Source organism: Ahrensia sp. R2A130 (genome assembly GCF_000179775.1).
In the GTDB taxonomy this organism is placed as follows: domain Bacteria; phylum Pseudomonadota; class Alphaproteobacteria; order Rhizobiales; family Rhizobiaceae; genus Pseudahrensia.
Genome location: NZ_AEEB01000005.1, coordinates 66,263 through 81,363, shown reverse-complemented (window position 1 = coordinate 81,363; position 15,101 = coordinate 66,263). Strand labels below are relative to the sequence as shown.

Sequence of the window (15,101 nt, the reverse complement as noted above, 5' to 3'; positions counted from 1 at the left end):
GGGGTTCATGTTCCTGCGAAATCAGGTTGAACTATCGAAGCTGGAAAATCGAAACATGAAGTCCATTCGTTTGGCCATTGCCGGTCTCGGTCTGGTGGGGAAACGCCACGCGCAGGCCATCACCCAGTTGGAAGGCGTGGAGCTTGCAGCTGTCATCGACGTTGCACCCGGCTCTGCCGAGGATGCCAATGCTTTGCGGGCGGCGCATTTCGGTGATCTGGAAGACTGTCTGGCTGCAGGTGGTCTCGACGGTATCATCCTTGCGACGCCAACGCCGCAACATGTCGAGCAGGCTACGGCGTGTGTAAATTTCGGGCTGCCGACATTGATCGAGAAACCGATAGGCGTGTCTGTCGAGGAGGCGTCTCGACTGGTGGAACACGCTGCCAAAAAAGATGTGCCGCTGGTCGTCGGCCATCACCGTCGCCACAACCCGCTCATCGCAAAAGCGCGGGAACTGGTGGACAGCGGAGTGCTGGGAGATATCCGCGCTGTCCACGCCCAGTGCTGGTTCCACAAGCCCGATGATTATTTTGCAGAAGCGCCGTGGCGTACGCAAAAAGGAGCAGGGCCGATTTCGGTCAATCTGGTCCACGATGTCGATCTACTGCGTTACCTCGTCGGCGAGATCACCTCGGTTCATGCCGAAGCTCTGCCGTCACGTCGCGGCGGCGAGAATGAAGAACTGGCAGGCGCTTTGTTGCGGTTTGCAAACGGTGCGGTCGGCACCCTTTCGGTGGCTGATGGCATCGCTTCGCCGTGGAGTTGGGAACATACCTCCGGCGAGTACCCCATTTATCCTGTGACGCAGGAAAGCTGTTACCGGCTGGGTGGTACGGAAGGCTCGCTATCGGTTCCCGACTTGAAACTGTGGAAGCATGAGGGCGGCAACAGTTGGTGGAATCCAATCTCTGCCACCCAGCATCCACGTGGGTCCGCCGATCCGCTTGTCGCGCAGATGGCACAGTTTGCAGCCGTTATTCGCGGTGATGAAAAGCCTCTCGTTTCCGGTGCAGAAGGCCTTGCTACGTTTGCGGTGATCGAAGCCATTCAGTGGTCTGCCGATACTGGAGAACGTGTCGTGCTCTAGTTTTTTTGCCAACGTGCTGACAAGTTGCTTTGTTTTCTTGAAGGCCGCTGTCTTGTCAGTTTCGGAGTGGTGGCGCGCAGTGCTGGTTTGGCCTTTGCGTGGATGGGCAACCATTGCGGATCTGCCATCAAACGATAGGGAACGATTTCCTTGCGGGGTGCTGTGTCGAAGCGAATAGGGCCGATCTTCTCTTCCTGTTTAACCGGCCGGACCTCTGCTGCCGGCGTCAACAATTCGCGGTTGGCCTCAAGAAATGACAGGCATGGCGTTGCGGCGCCGAACATTGCCGAATTGTCCTCCATCGCTGCGCGCCATTCTTTGAGAAGTGGATTGCGGGTTGATGTGCGCTTGCCGCTCAAAATGATGTCCAGCTTATCACGCACCGCAGCTTCGATCTCGCCTTCCGTGTTGGGCAGAATTTCGTAGCCCTTTCGCTGCATAACCAGGTTGTTGATGAGGTAACCCTGCATCGGTTGCCGATAGGTTTCGGCGAAGGGCAGCATTCTGCCTGTGGTGGTGTCGCGCACTTTCTTGATGATGAAATCTGTGTTGCCGGACCACAGCTGCCAGTCGTTGGAAATGCAATTCACCAGCACCATAGGCGTATCAAAACCGAGGCAAACTGTGGTGAGGCCAGAGGTGGTGCCGATGACGAAGCGGCAGGTGGCCGCGAGGAAAATATCCATCGATTGTGACTTATGCGGTGAGTGCGCGTAGTCGATCACTCCTGCCATCTTTGGCAGTTTCGTCATTGATTTGTCGCCGAGCCTGATGACGATACCGCCAGCATCGGTGATGGCTTTGATGGAAGAGAAATAGTCTTCCACCCGCGAATTGCGGTGGGTGGAAATTGAACCTTTGGACTCTGTGTAGAAACCGCCTTCTCGCACGTGCAAGCCAACATACCACGCGCCTTTCGGCAACTTCATTTCGGCGAGAGTTCTCTCACCTTCGCTGCGTGCTTCCTTGCTGAGTGTCAGGATCGGTGCGCGCTTGTGTTTTGCCCATTCCACCTGCGCCTTGGCACCTGCGAGCGTCCACGGTTCGACGTCGCCATTTTCATCCAAAATGGCCATGAAGTTATCGCCGATGACGCGTTGCCACGGGAACAACTCGTTCACGAGCGTCTCGTCGCGCACGATGGTGAAGTGTTCGCCCCACAGGGCCAGCAGTTCTTCGTTGGCCACCTTATCGGCAGGTGCGAGAAGAACGTGGTTGCCTTGCGGGTAACGTCCGAGGCGCATCATCTTGGTGTAAATATCCAGCAGGCCGATATGGCCAAACTGGGTGACCCACTCGTAGGGCAGAAGGCGTGTGGGCTGGTCGGGATCGAAATCACTATATTTGGCTGCGAGTTTAGCTTTCAGCGTTTGTGGCAACCGGTGTTTGCGTCTCCAGCGCTTTTGAAAGTTCAGCATTGCCTGATAGCAGCGGAAGGATGCTTCGAAATTGCCAAGCAGGAAAAAATCTTCCGCCAACTGTCCGTAATTGTCGTAGATCAGCATCGGGCCCGACCGGCGCAATTCCCAGTCGAGTGGCTGATAGGTGTTGGTGTCGTAGCGCCCGGCGTAGTTTTGATGAGCCATTACGGTGCTGGGTGCGAAATCTACCGACCGACTTAAGTGTCGTGCTGCTTTGGACAATTCACCCGTCAACAAACGTGCACGGCCAAGCATGCGGTGGTCGGGATATGAGCCACTGTTAATGCTTATCGCCTGCCGCAGATAGAAGTCGGCTCGTTCCGGATGCCAACAATAAAGATGCGCCACGCCTATGCAGTGGTTGAGATAGTGGTGCGTGATGGTTTCTTTGCCGGGAACTTCCCGCGCCATGCGGGCATATTGACGGCAGTAAAACAGCACCTGAAAATAAACATAGGCGGTGGGCAATTGCCGGCGGCGGATATAGGGGCGAAAGGCTAGGTTCAGCACCCGTGCCAACCTCAGCGCTTCATCGAGATTGCCAGCTGCAAGTCGTGCCCCGGTCAAAGTCATAACCGCGACGTGGATGGTGCCCAGTGCAGCTCGTGACACAAGCGGAACACGCGCTTTCGCCACGTGAGCCAGAATATCGAAAATCGTCATCTGGAACTGTGATGGTTCGCCGTCATCAAAGCGATCGATGGCCTTGCCGATCCATTCACGTATGCTGCTTCGGTAACGCCGACTGAAGCGCTTGAGCGTATTTACTGCAAATGCACTGCAAACACGCAGTGGTTTTACAACTGCGACAGCCGCTAGATTGCGACCAGCAATGAGAGATTTCCGCAAACTTGGAATAGCAAAAAATGTGGAGACGACAGGCCGCAGCGCTTTTCCCAGTTGTACGACCGGACTTGTGATCGTGTGCAGCAGCGCTTTTAAGCGCCCCCTACGTAACTTTCTGTCGGGCAGGGTTCGCTCGACTTCACGGCGTAGCTTTATGATGCCTTCTAGGAACTTGTGAGTTCTGACAGCAGGTGGCGTGTCACCGGTTTGTAGTCTGCGGGGACTTTGCTTCGCTTTGATCATGAAGCGGGTCCTTCGGTGGCAAATTCTTATTCACGCTGTCGCGCTCAACGCTTGTTATATCTTTTGCAAGAATTCAACACGGGTGTCCAAGATGCAGCTTTGGCGGAATTTTCTGCAGCCGCAAAGATGATAAGTCACAACACATTAACTGGCATTTCAATTTAGTCTGGCCAAAGGTTGGGATATTGAGTGACTTACCGCTAAAAGAGTGAGCAAGGGGCTGGACGGCGGATCGTTACGAGTAACGGTTCCGCATGTTGAATGAGGACGACCCTATGGGTGATAACCCCGAGGCGCAGGAGAAGTTGTATGATCTGGTAAAGGCCATACGCACCAGCTTTGATGCAACTGGAAATGGCGGCGAGACGATTGCTTTCGTTTCCGGCAATTTCAATATTATACACCCCGGCCATTTGCGGCTGCTGCGTTTTGCATCAGAGACCGCCGACAGGCTGGTGGTCGGTCTGCAGCACGATGATACACCCGGCGTAACCGTGCCTATGGATCTTCGTTATGAGGGCCTGCATGCCATTGCAATGGTGGACGAGGTTGTGAAGCTGCCATGTGAGGCTGCCGATTTCATATCTGTCCTGAAGCCGGATTTCGTTATTAAAGGGCGTGAACATCTCGACGATGAAAACGATGAACAAGCCATTGTTGATGGCTACGGGGGCAAGCTTTTATTCGCGTCCGGCGAGGTGCGGTTTTCCTCAGTCCAACTGTTGAAGCGCGAGTACGCGGGGCGCATGCATTCGGCAATTGAATTGCCAAAGAATTATCCTGAACGTCACGACATGGATCCGGTGACCCTTGGCAAACGGTTGAAGGAGTTTCGCGATCTTCGGATGCTGGTCGTTGGCGATGTCATAATGGACGAATATATCGACTGTGATCCGTTGGGCATGTCTCAGGAAGATCCGACGATTGTTGTCACACCTATCGATAGTCATTTGTTTCTTGGTGGTGCAGGCATTGTGGCTGGTCACGCGCGCAAGCTGGGAGCGGATGTAGAATTCATAACTGTAACCGGCGGGGACGAGACCTCAGCAAAGGCAAAAGCGAAGCTTGATGAATTTGATGTCCGGGCGATGTTCATTACCGATACCACGCGCCCGACCACACTGAAGCAACGGTTTCGCGCCCACGGTAAGACGCTGCTTCGGGTCAGCCATCTTCGCCAACATGCCGTGGATGTGAAGCTGGCTCAACGCATGGTGGACGCGATTATCTCGCGGTTGGACGATGTTGATGTCCTGCTGTTTTCCGATTTCAATTATGGTTGCTTGCCGCAGTCAGTTATCGATCCGGTGATTGCTGAAGCGCGCAAACGTGGCGTGTTTGTTGGTGCTGACAGTCAGGCATCATCGCAGATGTCGGATATTTCGCGTTTCCAGCATATGGACCTGATCACCCCAACCGAACGCGAAGCAAGGCTCGCGCTTGGGGATTCAGAATCCGGGCTCGCTAGCCTCGTGCAGAAGCTTCAGGACAAAGCGGATGCGCGTAACGTCATCATCACACTGGGCGCAGAAGGCCTGCTGATTTATTCCAAATCTCATGGTGACAAAGGCACGGACCGTTTACCCGCCTTCACCACCGATCCACGCGACGTATCGGGTGCGGGCGATTGCCTGTTCACCATTACGGCCATGGCGCTACGGGTTGGCATGAGCATTTGGGAAGCGGCATATCTGGGGTCGTTGGCAGCCGCTTGTCAGGCTTCGCGCATCGGTAATACGCCGTTGACCTGGAAAGACATGCAGCGCGAAATTAAACACGCCAATTACGCATCGGATAAGTGAGCCAATGCGCGCGCTCCTTCTTGCCGCCGGTCTTGGCACCCGCCTAAGGCCGATCACTGACACCATTCCCAAGTGTCTTGTGCCGATCCATGGGCGGCCTTTGATCGACATATGGTTCGATCTGCTTGCAGACGCTGATGTTGAACGCATTGTTGTGAACACCCACTATTTCGCCGACACGGTGGTGGATCACGTAGCATCATCACCCTACCGCGACCGGATTGAACTGCTCTATGAAGAAGAATTGCTCGGCACAGCTGGTACGATGATTGCTGCGCGTCGCCTATTGGGAGATGGCGCTTTTTTGCTGGCCCACGGTGATAATCTGACGACCTTCGATCTACCGCAAATGCAAAAACGTCACGAAAACCGTGAGCCCGATATTGCCATGACCATGCTGGCGTTTCGTACGGATGATCCGTCGTCGTGCGGAATTTTAGAGACTGACGCAGAAAGCCGTGTGCTGGCGATGCATGAAAAAGTGGCTCAACCGCCGGGCAATCTGGCCAATGCGGCGGTTTATATCGTTGAGCCTGAAGTGGCGAACTATGCCGCTTCGTTGGGGCGATCTTTTGTTGATTTCTCCACCGATGTAATTCCACACTTTATGGGCCGTATTCAAATGGTCGAAACCACCGGCTATCACCGCGATATCGGTAATCCCGAAAGTTTGGCAGCTGCCCACCGGGAATTTCCAACACCCAAAGGCGCAGTAACAGGCCTCATAAACTAGCCGAAGTAGTAGTCCGTGCCTTCAATCAGCGCTCCGCCGCTATAGGTCGGCGCAGCGTAGGCGTCGAACAACTGAAATTGTTGCACAAGTCCATTAGAGGCATCGCGAACTTCAAAACTGACCACCGATACTTGATGGACAGTGGTGGTGGCAGCGTTAAAACCCGCAAAGGCAATACGGTCACCTTCGGCTTTTGAAAAATCACCGATGATGTCGACGGCACCGTTTTCAGGCCCGATTTGAAATATGTCGGCACCGCCGAGACCCAGCATGTAGTCTGTGCCACCGCGCCCATCGATAACATTGGTCAATCCATTTCCAAAAAGCTGGTTGTCGCTGTTATCGCCACGCAATGTCACCGCATTCTCGGTAAGGATAACGCTTTCGACCTCCTGATCCGGGTCTAGGATATAATCGACAGAGGAATAGACGTTGTCGTAACCCTCACCTGCCTTTTCGATCACTTTGTCGGAGGAATGATCGACGGTATAGACATCGTTACCTTTCCCGCCTGCCATGACGTCGGTGCCTCCTGCACCGTTGATCGTGTTGGCACCTGAATTCCCATAAATGTATTCGGCGGCATTACCGCCGGTTACCGACAGATCTTCACGACCAAGTAGGTGCACTTCTGCGACGCCAGATTGCACCACAATATTTGTTGATGTGTGGACTTCGCTTAGGTTGACGATGTCCAGTTTTACATTAACGCCTTGGAGCTGAACGCTTACATTCATATTGGCATAAGACACCGTCTGCCAATCGGACAAACCTGTGATTGTTATATCATAGCCACCTGCAGCTGCAGCCACATCACCACGTCCGGCGACCGAGATGAATTGACCGCCAATGGCCTCGCCGATGCCGTAGAAATTGTTCTCGTCCGCGTCATTGTAGAAAACGCCGGTGAGGAATGTGGAGGAGAAGTCTGAGCCGAATTTCTCCGTCAGATGCGAACCGTTCCACGTGCGCCCGCCGCTCGTGTATTGGCCTGCTTCCTGACCAACACCAATCTCGCGATAATTGTCGCGGAGCATATTGTTCCAATGCCCGAAACTTTTGACGAGACCGTTGTGGTGGCTGTCGATCGCGTTGTCGAGATCGATATTTCCGCTGCTGCCACGTCGTGAAATGTTCTCGCCGACATACGGGGTGTTGTCTGTCGGATCGTAACCTGCATCGTTTGCCCGTGATTGAGGGTTCCCGTCGCCGATGCCGCTGTGAGCGAACGCGTCAACTGCAATCATGTGCTGCGAGTGATCAGCTGCTGCGTTACTGAGTGCGTTGTTCATTGCGAGTGGTGCACGGCTATGATTGCCAAGGTCGGTGCCGGTGTTGAACCTGTTGATGTCCCCAGCCAGATCGACATTTCGGTCAGCCTCAGCCTGTGGATCGAGGCGCGCCCGGTTGATCAACTCGATAAGATATTGTTCTGCAGCGGTAATTGGCATAGTTGGCCCTTTAAATTCGCTCTAAGCAGCTATCCCTCGATAGACCGCAATGCGGACGCGTTTATGTCCGAAATTGTATGTAGCCAAAATTATTGCAGACGGGTGCGAAGCAGTGACGAACATCACGGATCAAACTTTACAGATATTAGACGTGATGGTTTGTAGTTCATGAACCCTGCTTCACTGACCGTCGTTGTTCCTCACTATGGTCACACCCTCGTTCTGGCACGAGCGGTTGCAAGTGCATTGGCACAGGCTTCAGATCGCTGCGCGATAGAAGTCGTGATCGTTGATGATGGTTCGGAAGATGACGATCTGGAAATCGTGCGTGGTATTGCTGCAAACGATTCTCGTGTTCGCCTGATTGAACACGGTGAGAACCGCGGCGTTGTGGCTGCGTTGAACACAGGTCTTGCTGAGGTTCGGACAGGTTTTGTGTCGTTTTTAGGGGCGGATGACTGCGTTTTGCCTGGCTGGGCAAATACTTTGTTACAGCTGCTGGCCCAAAACGAGAACGCAGCCTTTGCCAGTGCCTGTGTTGCACTGATAGATCAGGATGGAGCAGTCATCGGACTGCGGCCATATACGCCGCCGCCAACCGGTTATCTCAGCCCTGATGATGTGGTGCGCGAACTGCGCCGCTCGGACAATTGGGTGCTGAATACCACCGCCATTTATCGTCTGTCTGTACTCATCAACGCCGGTGGTTTCGATCCTTCTCTTGGCTCGTTTTGCGATGCTTATCTGGTGCGCAAGCTTGCGGTGAAACATGGATTTTTCTTCCATAACGACTTGTTTGGGCTGTGGACGAGCACTGAAGAGACTTATTCGGCAGCTACATCTCAAAGTATCGAGCACGGTCTTCGCATCTCCAAGCGTGCGAAGACCGTGCTCTCACAAAGCGATGTTGAGACAGCGTTTCCGGGATACGCAACCCTGCATGATCGAAGGCTTCGTTTCAGTCTCGTTCGGCATCATTTGAAACTGCAAAGCAATGGCGTACCGGCGGATGATCTTGTTCGGTTGGGTGCATTAACCGGACTAGACAGAGCCGTGCTGCGTTTTTTGGCCATTTCGACAAAAGCACAACTGGCGTGGATATTTCTGCGCCTTTATCCGCTACCGGTCGTCACGCTTTTGCGCGCAAGACGAAACAGTGGTGTGAGGCTGGCTTCGGCTCGTTTGCAAGTGGCACGTTGGTTCGGCTTACAAAGCTGATTATTGCCTAGCGGTTTTCCAGCCACTGATGGATGGCTTTGGCCATTGTGTCTTCGATACCAAGATCGAAACCTTTGTCGTGCCAATCCTTCATATCATCCGCCGTTAGTGCGTTTGTAATTGCCGCCCCGTGGCCGGTGCGAACAATTGTGCCTGATTTCAGACCTGCAGCCCGGCCCGCACTTAGATCGGACATGCGATCACCAATGATGTGGGATGAGACAAGATCGATCGACAAGGTTTCACTGGCACGCAGCAGCATTCCAGGCGCTGGTTTGCGCCATGGGTGATTGTCCACATCAAATGGCGCTACCCCTTTGCCATAATATCCGCAGGCCATGATGAAATCGAGGTGAGCACCGTGCAGGGCAAGTTGCCGTAGCAATTCGTTCTGAACCTCGACAAAGGCATCCCAATCGAAATAGCCCCGCCCGATACCTGATTGATTGGTGACCAGCACCACGGGAATGTCGGCCTGATTCACCAGTGCCACCGCCTCACCTGCACCCTGTGTCAGGCGTACATCTGCCGCGCATTTTGGGAAATGCGCTTCCTCCATCAACACTCCGTCGCGGTCTAGAAATAGAGCGGGCGAGCAGGGAGGAAATTCTGCATCGGAAGATCGCTCTTCCCAAGCTGCAATACCGTCGATCAACTGTTTGAAGGAGCCATCAGACATCGATCAAAATGCGGGCCTTTCTGGAGGGCCGTTTGTTGAAGGTTCTATCGCTACTTTAGCTTTGGCGGGCTCTTTGATCTGTATCCCACCAATATTCTCTCTCGCCCAAATGGGAGCGCGTCGTTTGATCCATATGTTCCCCCACTTCAATGCAGGCTTTTCGACAAGCAGAAACACCATGGTCGACCAGATGAGAAGGCCAGTCAGATAGACGAAAAAGAAGAACCATGACGGCATAGTTGGCCACTCCTTCCACATTTCAACTTGGGATTGAAAATTGATGAGGTCCAGACCGGGAAAATTTGCGACCATATAAAATGGGTGAATGAGGAAGACAGAATAAGAAATGACGCCAAGGTAGCGCAGGAAGAAAATGTCCAGAATTCTTCCGACTTGTGGAAGCCGGGCTAGGCTCAGCATGATCAGGGAATAAGCTACTCCCAGCCCGATTGTGTAATTTGCGCCGTCCTTAAGGGGTTCCAGAACATTGCCAAAGATATCGAAGACGGGACCACGCAAATCGAACCAGAGCCAGATCGTTCCCAAAAGTAACATTCCAATTAATATATATTGGTGGAATATGCCTGCTTCCCCTGCATCTACTTTTTCACGATCACGAAGTGCCAGTTCGGACACCAGAATTCCGAAGAAGAAAAATTTCCACAAAGATACTTCCCGGGAAACGCCGCCGTCGCCAAGAATGAAAACCAGACCGCCAATGATGGCAGCAGGTACCATGCAACGCCGACCCACCAAAGCAACGAAAGCGGGAAGCAATATGTAGAAAATCATTTCGACATAGAGGCTCCATGTCACTGGATTGGCGAAGCCCGACGCACCAAGCGCACGCATTGCAAACAGCTCCGAGAAGAAAAATGATACGCTGTCCATGGCGAAACGGCTGCCGTCCAATTGACCCATGAAAACGGTGAGGGCTACTGAAACGAGATAAGCAGGATAGATCCTGAATAATCGGCGCCAGAAATATGTCTTTAACGATGAAATATTTTTGATGCCCAGCACTGAACGGTAAATCAAAAACCCGCTGAGCATCACAAACATCGGCACGCCTTTAGCCGCGTAACCCAATTGAGGTACTGTCAATTGTGCTGGATAGGTAGCGTAATAATTGAAGTGCCAAAGATGCCCCGCTGCGACGAGCATCGCTGCGAACCCGCGCATGAAATCGAACCCAGGCAGGTAATGCTGAGTAGGTTTTACAGGGTGTGCGATGAAGGCGCGAACAGATGCGCCATGCCATTTTCGGCCAGTTCCAAACGCCATCCATCTTGGCCAGCACATCGCGATCAACAATGTGTATGTGGCAATTGCCGAACCGACAGCGACGGGATAGGCCGTGATCAAATCCAATTGTCTATCCCCAGTATCTGGCAGTTGCCGGCCTTGCAGAGCTTCAGTTTGAAGGCCTAATCAAGGTTGATGAGATATGCGACGATGCAACTCTATAGTCCAGCAAAAGACAGATTTTGCAAAACGTGTCGCATCGCTGGAAAAGTTCCGGAACCAGAGTTTCAACAAGGCTGGTGGTTAGCGCGGATGGCTGTTGATGATGGTCAGACTGGGAAGGTTTGAGCCAGTTGTGAACGTGTCGTGAGACGCGCGTGTGCAAAGATCAACAAGCTATCGCCGCCACGATGATGAGGTCATTTACGATCATTCGCGAGAGCCGGACGCACGTTCTTCGTGAGCCACTACATCATCAAAATCACCAAAGTCTTTTACCTGCCCGACTTCAAGCCAAAGTGCTTTGTTGCAAGTGCTGCGAAGTGTCGGTCGACTATGCGACGCTATGACGAGGATGCCTGCGTTTCTGGTGATCTCGACCAACCGCTCTTGAGCCTTCATCTGGAAAGCCTGATCGCCGACGGAAATCCATTCATCCATCAAGATGATGTCGCCAGCAACGGCGGTCGCGATTGAGAACATCAGGCGCAGCCGCATTCCCGATGAATATGTGCGCAGTGGCATGTCGAGATAATCGCCCAACTCGCTGAACTCGACGATGGCGGGTGTGCGACGTTCAATCTCCTTGCGGGTTAGGCCTTCGACCAGACCGCGCAGGTGGATGTTTTCGTAGCCGGTGGATTCTTCATCGAAGCCGGAGGCTAAATCGAACATGGGCATGAGGCTGCCTGCAATTCGGACTTTGCCTGCTGTGGGTGACAGGAGACCACCCAACACGCGCAGAAGTGTCGTCTTGCCTGCCCCGTTATGGCCGATCACCGCCAGACGATCACCGTCTTGGAGATCAAGAGAAACGTTTTCCAGTGCACGTACCACGGCGATGCCGCCGGATTTCTTGCGGATATGGCCGCCGACCACAGGCAGATGTTGCATGGCTTGCGAACGTAGCGACCAGTTGCGACCGGTAGGAACGGGAATATCAAGGGATACGTTTTGGGCTAAGATGCGTGCCATAGTTCTACACCCAGAACGAGACGCGGTCGCGGTAACGACGGTAGATAAATATGGCGATGACGAGCGAGACGACTGTGATTGCAGTTGCAGCTGCCAATGATCCGACGTCTACAGGTTTGCCGAGAAGCGGGTCGCGCACAACGGCCAGAAAATGCGTGACCGGGTTTAGCCACACCATTGCCTGCGCGACCTTCACCTGTTCCGCATACCAGATTATGGGGCTGGCGAAGAAGACGAACTGGGTGACCGCTTGCACCAGAGGTGGAATATCGCGGTAACGCACGCACACGATCGCGAGCGTAAGGCTGAGGCCGAACATGGTGAGGAAAAGCATCACAAATCCCGGGATTGCCCAGAGCGCTTCCAGCCCGATGTCCCACCGGAACCAGAGCCATATAGCGAACAACACCACAGCGTTGTGAGCAAATACAATTGTGTTTTTGGCGAGCATCCGAAGCACATGAAAGATCAGCGGCAAGCGCGATGTTTGGATCAGGCTCGATTGGCCGATCAGTGTGCGCGTCGCCTCGTTCACCGCGCCGGACAGGTAGGTCCAGATGATGAATCCGATGGCGAAGTAGGGCAGGTACTTTGAAATTTCTGTGCCGAAAAACTGGCCGTAAATGACGCCGATGGTGATCGCAAACACAGCCGTTGATGCTGTGATCCACAGAGTTCCCAGAGTCGAATGACGGTATTGGGCGCGAATATCGTTGAGCGCCAGCAGACCCCAGATATGGCGGTCCTGCCAGCATCGTTTCAGATCATCATCGGGCGTCGGACGCGGGTTTCGAAGGGTCGCATAGGCAACATTTTCGGTGGTGGTTGCGGTGGTGCTGCTCATGGATTTTGCTACCAGTTTGTGGCTGTCTGCAACAGACCCACCAAGCACCGTTACTCGAAATAGATGTATTCGTGGTCACCGGAATAGCCTGTCTGCTCGTAAATCCATGCCCATTCTTCCGGTGTGTGGAAGGCGCGGCAGGTGAGTTGCCAATATAGCAGATTCATTTTTTCGCGCTCGTTGCGATAGGCCTCGACGCAGATATAGCTTTGGCCTTTCGAGACCCGTTCGATCTCGCGGAAGGCTGCAAACAGCTCGTAATTGTAGAGGTTGTGCAACGTGTTGATGGAGATGACGAGATCGAAATGATCGTCCGGAAACGGCAGTTCCTTGGCGTGGCCGTAAACGACTTTATCCTTCACGCTCTCCATCGTGTGCTCGATGCCGTATTTGGAAATTTCTAAACCGTGAACTTCCAGACCCGGTACGCTTTCTGCCAGATCGTGCAGCAAAAACCCCTTGCCGGAACCTACATCGAGAACGCGCATGCCTGCCTTCAGGCCGTAGGTTTCTGACATCTTGTCGGCGACCTTGCGCCAGCGACCATCGTAGCTGTAGCCGCCAAAGCCGGTTTGGCGAGAGCCGTCCCAGTAGTCGTAATCCCACTGCAGGGCGAGGTCGGCGACTTCGGCCTTATCGCGTTCGGTCACGCGGGCGACGTAGTCGCGCTCGGTGGCCTTGTGGTTCATAGAGACGAATTCGCGGATGGCCATTGAGTGGTCCTCGGTCTGCTGTCAGTTTTGAAGGGCGGAAAGAGCTTTGTTGATCGTTGCAAGTTGGCGGGCGGCACGGGTTTCACGCGCGGTATCCTCGGCAAATTCGCGGCGGCGTGCGCCGGTGGTCAGGAACTCGTTCATCATAATGCACAGCCACTTGATGCGATAGGCGGGCAGCAGAACATCGCAGCGCGCGCGGTCTGCATCCGCTGCGTTGATGGCGTTTAAGATAATGTCGCGAAAGCGGGGGTAGTGGTCGAGCGAAACAGGAATTTCCGGCTGGCAGAAGAAGTCGCAGATCAGCTTTGAGGCGTCGTCACGTCCAGCATATTCGAAGTCGATGAAGGTGGCGCAGCCCGTTTCGTCGATGAGGCTGTTGTGGAAGCCGAAGTCTGATGGCGATAGAATTTGCGATGTGATCGTTTTGTCGCCGGCTTTCGAGCCTTCGGTGATAGCTCTGCGGATGCGCGTCCATGCCGGAACGATCTCGTCATTTGCTATGGCTTTTGCTTGATCGGCGAGAGGTGCTTCCGGGTCGATCGCCGCCAAGCGGGCCACACGGCGATCAACCGAGGCAATATGCTCGTTCAGCGTGAAACAGGCTTCAGATGCGCTGCGGGTATCGGCAAGAACCGGCGTGCGATTGGTGTCCACAATGAACTGCGCCGCCTGATCGACAAGTGCTTCATCGATCTCATCCCGTGCAGGCTTGCGTCCTTCAATGAATGTGTAGAGCGCTGCGTGGGCGTCTTTATTATCGGCAAGCGGATCGAGCGTTTTTCCTAAGTTCAAAGGCTGCAGCGTGGTGAGATAGTCCCACTCCGCCGCCAACCTGTCCCGCTTATCGGCGGGGTCGTGGTGGTAGCGTTTGAGGATGGTTTTCGTACCGCCTTGGTGGTTGACGAGGTGAACACGGTTGTTGCGACCACCTGCCAGCCGAACTTGCGAAACAGGTGCGGAAAGACCCGCACTAGCAGCAAGGCTGTGAGCCAAGTCGTCAGCCGGTTCGGGGTCGGTTTGTTCGCTCACAGCGGGTGAATGTCGTTCCAACGGGAAACGCGACGGCCTGGTAGATCGGTTTTTCCTTCATGGGTTCCGGCAGGGTCGAACAGCACACGGTCCATGCTTTTATACTGTGGCATGGCGAGAACGGCAGGCAGGTCGTCGATGAACATGGCGACGCCCAACGCTTTAGCGCGGTCGCTCTTGGCGTCTTTCGTTTCTTCGAAATAGATGTCTTCCGGTGCGATCATATCTTTCCCAACGAGACTATTGGTTTCGAGGAACCCACGCGCTGCCGTGTGCATGTCGTGGTTAGGACCGAGCATCGGGTGGCGGGTTTTATGGCTGACGATGAACAGTTCATGACCGTTGTTCAGTGTTCGCGCGACGAAATCCGCAAAGCCATCATGAACACGGGCAAGATCCATACGCGCGCCGTAAACGTGGCCCTGCAGCTTGGTGAACTCGTCTTTGCTGCCATTGGCGTTCATGTGGTCTCGCACCGCATCCTTCGACGTTGCTACGCCGCTTGGTATCAGTCCCGCTTCCAGCGCGGCGGCGTGGAAAACGCCATCGTAATTGGCAATCGTGTTGTCGAAGTCGATGCCGATCCGCAT

The 15,101-nt window shown here is 54.0% G+C and carries 13 protein-coding genes; 4 read left to right on the top strand and 9 right to left on the bottom strand.

Annotation, left to right across the window (positions count from 1 at the left end; genetic code table 11):
- Positions 1–55: 55 nt before the first annotated feature.
- Positions 56–1,090, top strand: a complete 1,035-nt coding sequence (locus R2A130_RS06685; protein WP_040305298.1) for a Gfo/Idh/MocA family protein — start codon at positions 56–58, stop codon at positions 1,088–1,090.
- On the opposite strand, the gene R2A130_RS06680 is transcribed toward R2A130_RS06685, so the two are convergent.
- A complete protein-coding gene (locus R2A130_RS06680; RefSeq protein WP_009464244.1) occupies positions 1,087–3,600 on the bottom strand; it encodes a TIGR04372 family glycosyltransferase in 2,514 nt (837 codons plus the stop codon). The genes R2A130_RS06685 and R2A130_RS06680 overlap by 4 nt on opposite strands.
- 275 nt (positions 3,601–3,875) lie before the next feature.
- Here R2A130_RS06680 and R2A130_RS06675 point away from each other — a divergent pair, with 275 nt between their 5' ends.
- Both R2A130_RS06675 and R2A130_RS06670 read left to right on the top strand, forming a co-directional pair.
- Positions 3,876–5,402 (top strand): PfkB family carbohydrate kinase, encoded by a 1,527-nt coding sequence (locus R2A130_RS06675; protein ID WP_009464242.1) that lies wholly within the window; start codon positions 3,876–3,878, stop codon positions 5,400–5,402.
- Positions 5,403–5,406: 4 nt separating this feature from the next.
- Entirely contained in the window at positions 5,407–6,135 is a 729-nt protein-coding gene (locus tag R2A130_RS06670; protein ID WP_009464241.1) for a nucleotidyltransferase family protein, read from the top strand.
- Here the strand turns inward: R2A130_RS06670 and R2A130_RS06665 are convergent.
- On the bottom strand, positions 6,132–7,586 hold the full coding sequence (locus R2A130_RS06665; RefSeq protein WP_009464240.1) for a CAP domain-containing protein: 1,455 nt from the start codon (positions 7,584–7,586) through the stop codon (positions 6,132–6,134). The genes R2A130_RS06670 and R2A130_RS06665 overlap by 4 nt on opposite strands.
- Positions 7,587–7,754: 168 nt before the next feature.
- On the opposite strand from R2A130_RS06665, the gene R2A130_RS17510 reads away from it, so the two are divergent.
- Complete coding sequence (locus R2A130_RS17510) at positions 7,755–8,804, top strand: glycosyltransferase family 2 protein (RefSeq protein ID WP_009464239.1); 1,050 nt, start codon at positions 7,755–7,757, stop codon at positions 8,802–8,804.
- 7 nt (positions 8,805–8,811) lie between these two features.
- On the opposite strand, the gene R2A130_RS06650 is transcribed toward R2A130_RS17510, so the two are convergent.
- From R2A130_RS06650 to R2A130_RS06620, 7 genes are all read right to left on the bottom strand, one after another.
- Positions 8,812–9,483, bottom strand: a complete 672-nt coding sequence (locus tag R2A130_RS06650) for an HAD-IIIA family hydrolase (protein WP_009464238.1) — start codon at positions 9,481–9,483, stop codon at positions 8,812–8,814.
- 3 nt (positions 9,484–9,486) lie between these two features.
- Positions 9,487–10,854 carry an acyltransferase gene (locus R2A130_RS06645; RefSeq protein WP_040305296.1) on the bottom strand — a complete coding sequence of 456 codons (1,368 nt, stop codon included), beginning with the start codon at positions 10,852–10,854 and terminating at the stop codon, positions 9,487–9,489.
- Positions 10,855–11,157: 303 nt separating this feature from the next.
- Positions 11,158–11,922, bottom strand: coding sequence for an ABC transporter ATP-binding protein (locus R2A130_RS06640; protein ID WP_009464236.1), 765 nt, complete (start codon positions 11,920–11,922; stop codon positions 11,158–11,160).
- A 4-nt stretch (positions 11,923–11,926) separates the two neighbouring features.
- The gene (locus R2A130_RS06635; protein WP_040305294.1) at positions 11,927–12,766 is read right to left on the bottom strand and encodes an ABC transporter permease; all 840 of its coding nucleotides are present in this window, start codon (positions 12,764–12,766) and stop codon (positions 11,927–11,929) included.
- Between the two features lie 50 nt (positions 12,767–12,816).
- Positions 12,817–13,479 carry a class I SAM-dependent methyltransferase gene (locus R2A130_RS06630; RefSeq protein WP_009464234.1) on the bottom strand — a complete coding sequence of 221 codons (663 nt, stop codon included), beginning with the start codon at positions 13,477–13,479 and terminating at the stop codon, positions 12,817–12,819.
- Positions 13,480–13,500: 21 nt separating this feature from the next.
- Positions 13,501–14,511, bottom strand: a complete 1,011-nt coding sequence (locus R2A130_RS06625; protein WP_009464233.1) for a phosphotransferase — start codon at positions 14,509–14,511, stop codon at positions 13,501–13,503.
- Entirely contained in the window at positions 14,508–15,101 is a 594-nt protein-coding gene (locus R2A130_RS06620; RefSeq protein ID WP_009464232.1) for a hypothetical protein, read from the bottom strand. Before R2A130_RS06620 ends, R2A130_RS06625 begins: the two co-directional genes overlap by 4 nt.

Bases quoted from the DNA above. Each gene is read 5' to 3' on its own strand.
- R2A130_RS06685 (WP_040305298.1), top strand. From the start codon at position 56: ATGAAGTCCATTCGTTTGGCCATTGCCGGTCTCGGTCTGGTGGGGAAA.
- R2A130_RS06680 (WP_009464244.1), bottom strand. From the start codon at position 3,600: ATGATCAAAGCGAAGCAAAGTCCCCGCAGACTACAAACCGGTGACACG.
- R2A130_RS06675 (WP_009464242.1), top strand. From the start codon at position 3,876: ATGGGTGATAACCCCGAGGCGCAGGAGAAGTTGTATGATCTGGTAAAG.
- R2A130_RS06670 (WP_009464241.1), top strand. From the start codon at position 5,407: ATGCGCGCGCTCCTTCTTGCCGCCGGTCTTGGCACCCGCCTAAGGCCG.
- R2A130_RS06665 (WP_009464240.1), bottom strand. From the start codon at position 7,586: ATGCCAATTACCGCTGCAGAACAATATCTTATCGAGTTGATCAACCGG.
- R2A130_RS17510 (WP_009464239.1), top strand. From the start codon at position 7,755: ATGAACCCTGCTTCACTGACCGTCGTTGTTCCTCACTATGGTCACACC.
- R2A130_RS06650 (WP_009464238.1), bottom strand. From the start codon at position 9,483: ATGTCTGATGGCTCCTTCAAACAGTTGATCGACGGTATTGCAGCTTGG.
- R2A130_RS06640 (WP_009464236.1), bottom strand. From the start codon at position 11,922: ATGGCACGCATCTTAGCCCAAAACGTATCCCTTGATATTCCCGTTCCT.
- R2A130_RS06635 (WP_040305294.1), bottom strand. From the start codon at position 12,766: ATGAGCAGCACCACCGCAACCACCACCGAAAATGTTGCCTATGCGACC.
- R2A130_RS06630 (WP_009464234.1), bottom strand. From the start codon at position 13,479: ATGGCCATCCGCGAATTCGTCTCTATGAACCACAAGGCCACCGAGCGC.
- R2A130_RS06620 (WP_009464232.1), bottom strand. From the start codon at position 15,101: ATGCGGATCGGCATCGACTTCGACAACACGATTGCCAATTACGATGGC.